The organism is Candidatus Saccharibacteria bacterium (assembly GCA_016191105.1).
Classification (GTDB): Bacteria; Patescibacteriota; Saccharimonadia; order CAILAD01; family BJGX01; genus JACPPH01.
The window spans coordinates 1-4,161 of sequence record JACPPH010000010.1 but is presented as its reverse complement, the minus strand read 5'-3'; the positions used below and the strand labels follow the sequence as shown (position 1 = coordinate 4,161).

Annotated in this window: 7 protein-coding genes; 1 reads left to right on the top strand and 6 read right to left on the bottom strand. The window is 46.5% G+C overall.

The genetic code is table 11. The features are described from left to right. Positions 1–156: 156 nt before the first annotated feature. Both HYX70_05275 and HYX70_05270 read right to left on the bottom strand, forming a co-directional pair. Positions 157–411, bottom strand: coding sequence for a hypothetical protein (locus HYX70_05275; protein MBI2798665.1), 255 nt, complete (start codon positions 409–411; stop codon positions 157–159). A 200-nt stretch (positions 412–611) separates the two neighbouring features. Further along, complete coding sequence (locus tag HYX70_05270) at positions 612–992, bottom strand: DUF4870 domain-containing protein (GenBank protein MBI2798664.1); 381 nt, start codon at positions 990–992, stop codon at positions 612–614. Positions 993–1,186: 194 nt separating this feature from the next. On the opposite strand from HYX70_05270, the gene HYX70_05265 reads away from it, so the two are divergent. After that, positions 1,187–1,621 (top strand): hypothetical protein, encoded by a 435-nt coding sequence (locus tag HYX70_05265; GenBank protein MBI2798663.1) that lies wholly within the window; start codon positions 1,187–1,189, stop codon positions 1,619–1,621. Between the two features lie 661 nt (positions 1,622–2,282). Here the strand turns inward: HYX70_05265 and HYX70_05260 are convergent. From HYX70_05260 to HYX70_05245, 4 genes are all read right to left on the bottom strand, one after another. Continuing rightward, positions 2,283–2,621 carry a hypothetical protein gene (locus tag HYX70_05260; protein ID MBI2798662.1) on the bottom strand — a complete coding sequence of 113 codons (339 nt, stop codon included), beginning with the start codon at positions 2,619–2,621 and terminating at the stop codon, positions 2,283–2,285. Then, positions 2,621–3,118, bottom strand: a complete 498-nt coding sequence (locus HYX70_05255) for an 8-oxo-dGTP diphosphatase (protein ID MBI2798661.1) — start codon at positions 3,116–3,118, stop codon at positions 2,621–2,623. Before HYX70_05255 ends, HYX70_05260 begins: the two co-directional genes overlap by 1 nt. A gap of 47 nt (positions 3,119–3,165) precedes the next feature. Beyond that, positions 3,166–3,438 (bottom strand): DUF3892 domain-containing protein, encoded by a 273-nt coding sequence (locus HYX70_05250; GenBank protein MBI2798660.1) that lies wholly within the window; start codon positions 3,436–3,438, stop codon positions 3,166–3,168. 145 nt (positions 3,439–3,583) lie between these two features. After that, on the bottom strand, positions 3,584–3,982 hold the full coding sequence (locus HYX70_05245; GenBank protein MBI2798659.1) for a hypothetical protein: 399 nt from the start codon (positions 3,980–3,982) through the stop codon (positions 3,584–3,586). Positions 3,983–4,161: the final 179 nt, after the last annotated feature.

Sequence of the window (4,161 nt, the reverse complement as noted above, 5' to 3'; positions counted from 1 at the left end):
TACCATCACATAACACCAGACACGGCTTCGGACTATGTGAGTGAATTCTGTGCTCGTTTTTCCTCACCCCAATTATTTGACTCGCCCCTGGAATTTCTTACAAAAACATTAACTTTTGTACCAACACGTTAACAATACCCTCTTATTGAGTAAGCTCTATAAGCCAATGGTAATGCCTAGGCCGTAGAGACCCAACAATGCGCCCACAACTAACAAGGCATACTCGATCTTGCGATTGAGGCGCAAAAACTCAATCTTACTCAAGCAGAACCCTGCCACCACACCCACCGGCAGCCAACGGTGGCCACCCCAAGCTATCCAAACAGTGCCTAGCAGCAGATAAAGCGCACATTTAACCAAAAAAACAAAATCGCTCCCCCAGTAACTTTTGATTTTAGTTTTGCTGATCATTACCTACTATTAAACCATAAAAACTATGAGCCGCACAAACCAAAACGACCGGTATGTCTACTGGCCATTTGGATATTAATTGGTAATTTTCAGCCTCGAAGTACAAGGCGCTAACGAGGATCGCGGCGAACCGTACAGGCTAGTACGGAGAGCAAGAACCGAGGCAAGCAACGCCGTAATTCGTGCTGTAAATTAGCAAGTTACTTGATTAGCTTGATGCCGCCAATAAGGGGCAAAGGCTCGGTCTTGTGGTTCACCACATTCACAATACCAATTATACTAAGCACCAAGATTCCCAGCCATAGTAGTGGGAACAAGAAGAATATGAATCCTAGGCCAATAAATAGCCCGCCTAGGCCGATTACCCACTGAGCCGCCACTATAACTACCTCTAACAGAAGCAGGTTTACGCCTTGCTTAGCGTGATATTGCGCAAAGGCATCGTCTTTGGCGCCCAGCAGCGGAATTAGGCACAAAACTCCTAAGTAAGCCAAAACCCCCATTAGGGTGTCATTGGAGCTGTTGGAGCCGCCGCTGTTAGTTGGTGTTGGAGCCGGTGCACTGTTTTTGTCTTCTGGCATGTAATTATGTTCCTTTTATTAAATAGTAAAATTACTCTTAGCTTGATTGTAATACGCTACTGCTTTCTTGCCAACCCCTTAAACGCAAATTTTACCCTTTACAGCCCTTGTGCTTATCTGGTATACTTACTGTTCATATTCGACCAAATTACCGGGAGGTAAGTAAGTTGGAGGAATCTGAAGATATAGGGGGAATGGTGCTGTACTTCGAAAAAGCACCCTTCGAGCCGGCACAGGCGGCCGTTGTGCAGGTCTTCGAACAGAACGAGCTCGCCAACGAGTGCTTCCGCTTCGATCATGGGGGCAAGTGGGACGACGATTTCAGTGATCTGGCGCTGGTAGTGCGCAACATAAAGCTCATGGGGACTCTGGGTCAGGCCCTCCAAGACCATGGGCTCCGGATTACCAGAGCGTCGTTCCGACCACCAGGTTGCACCACCGAAAAGCTCCGGCGACGACTAACCAGACTGTTCTGCCAGTCGCCGCTGCCTGAGCACCTGCACGACGCCAAGGAGGAGTTCCTCGACGTGCACAGCGACAATCTCGAACGGTTCCTAGAGGCCATGTGGCGTGGCCCCTTGGTCAAAGAGCTGTTCGCTGAGACCGAGCCAGACCTCGTGAGCGTCTAGCTCAGTCGGAGAAACAATAATAATTCGCAAGACCCTCAGGAAGAGACCCCCGGGTCCCCTCTTGGGGGTCTCTTCTGTTTTATGCTTGTTTTTAACAACTGGGGTAGTAGTATTAATAGCGACTGGCTCGTAGCCAGCGCAAATCAGGCACCCGCCCTTACAAAAAACGGGCACAACCAGGAAAGGAGCCAGCATGGCTCTAGAAGCAGGTGACGTAGAAAGAATCGAGGTCGGTCCAGACCGCCACCTTTGGTCATTCGACCTAGCCCGAAGCGAACCCTATGACTTAAGCCGACCTCCCCAGTTCGAGGTCGGCCGAGGACGCCGGATAGTCAAGTTCCACATTGAGGAGGTGGGACGAGATGAATACTCCAGGTATGGATTCGTTCGGTTCGTTGCCCAATATCTGTACAAGAACACCAAAGGTGTGTGGCTATTGGGCATCTATTGCCCCGAGGCTGGTCCACGTGGCATAACCACGCACAAGGGCTACCTTCAGATGGTTACCTGGCCCACACAACCGTCTGTGTCCTGGATCGTGACAAAGGAAACTACCGAATGGTTGTATCCTGAGATCACGCTTCCTGACCTCCCGTAGACCGCACGTAGGTCGTCGAGACGGAGAAGCCCCTTGGCCTCACCGCTTCGGCGGCTTCTTCGTTTATATATACCAAGCCACGAGACCGTATTCGGCAATTTTCTCTTTATAGCCAGGATACGAATACCAAGCCCTTTTAGCCTCTTCTATATCTTTTACTAACGGCATAACGTTTGGCAAGCCAACAGATTCAATTAGCTCATCTACGCCAGAGTAAATTTTGATCTTTTTAATTGTTTTTTCGACTTGTTCGCCACCGCACTTAATTACCAAAACATCGCCAACCTCGAATTTTTTGTATCGATCTGTCGCCGCTCTGGTTTCAACAGTCTTTTTGCCATCCGTAATCGTTTGGAACTCTGCCTTATCGCTAGCCCGGAATTTAAGAACGTGCTGCTTCATTAGTAAATTATGTGCTCTTCCACTTCTTTATTGGCGTTAAATGCAAGGTCTGCTTTAACCTTTTCACCAGCCAAAACTTTTGGCATCCAGATCCTATCTCCCGGCCACATTTTATCAATAGGAAGTCTACTTTTAGCGTGCCATTCTGGGCGCATTTCCTCTGATTCCTTGGGCTCTCCCGCCCAACTATCGCACAAAAACACATGCATCTGCTGGTTCCAATTCTTTTCGATCGGCTCATCGAGAAAGTAAAAGTTTATAGTGGCTGCCTGGTTTAGTTTTGTGGGCCTAACCGCAATTTCTTCATAGGCCTCGCGCTTAGCTGCCAGCTCGATCGTCTCGCCCTCTTCAACTTTACCACCCACACCATTCCACCAACCTTCACCAAAACCACGCTTCTTCATGGCTAACAACACTCGGTCTTCATCAACCAAAAGTATTAGCGTTACCGGTCGCAACGGATGCGGAACTTTTTTTTTGAATTCAGCAAGCTTCATATTGTTGAGTATATCAAAAAAAGCCCCTTTCGGGGCTCTTAAACAAGCTACTTACACTCAGGTAATGATAGTAGGTTGTTGGGATGTTCACCATCAGATTCGGTCTTAACATACCGATTCCCGTAAGGACTGCGGGCCACCACCAACCGCACGGAATGTCCATACGGCAGTTCTACATAGAATGCCCAATTGCCCGTAAGTATTTCGGTAATAACTTGATTAGTTGTCAACTTCCATCCTGGGCCACCAACATGTGTGATGCGCTCGTATGGATTTAACCGATCGTTTTTGTTTATACAGGTTACTAATGCTTTTTGCACTTTTCCTCCCTTTATTGTTAAGTTTTCTGTATTTCACATAAGCTGGTACAATAAAAATACAGTTTTCGCGACTGTTTATAGATAGCCGTACCAGCGGCTATCTTTTATTTTGGGTTCAAGACAATAATTCACCCTCCCATTCTAATTAGTTCTCCTTGTAAGGACTTAGTTCAATGATAAAAACATGTCCTTCGGGCGCCAAACCGAGCTGAGGCGCTGGTAGTTTTTGCCACTCATGCCTTCCCCTGTAGTCCTCTACACTGATATTGTGCATTTTGAAAAAGCTTTTTGCTATAATGTGACCCCCGTAACCCTGTTTGCTTTTTAAGATTGATATTCTGCCTTCTTCTTCTGCATTAGTTGGCTTTATAGCTATAGCTCTGTTTTCTGTATCATAATACAACACAACGTACTTATAGTTGGCAAAGTTGTTATCGTTATAGAACTTTGTTGGAAAACCAATGGCGTAGTTTCGAGTTATGGTAACTCTACTCTCTAGCCTTGTGTTATTGGATGTAAACTTTTGAAAGCTGTAGTTCTTCATACAGTCATATTACTATACATATGTCATTAACACAAGTGTCTGGTTCTGTCCACTAAACCGGAACAGCTATACTTTTAAGTAGTGTAAATGGGTCACGAAACAGTTCTGGATGGCTTCTTCTGGCCTGAAACTCTGCTAAGATCCCGCCTAAGAAACATTTAATGAAATGATCTCTAGTG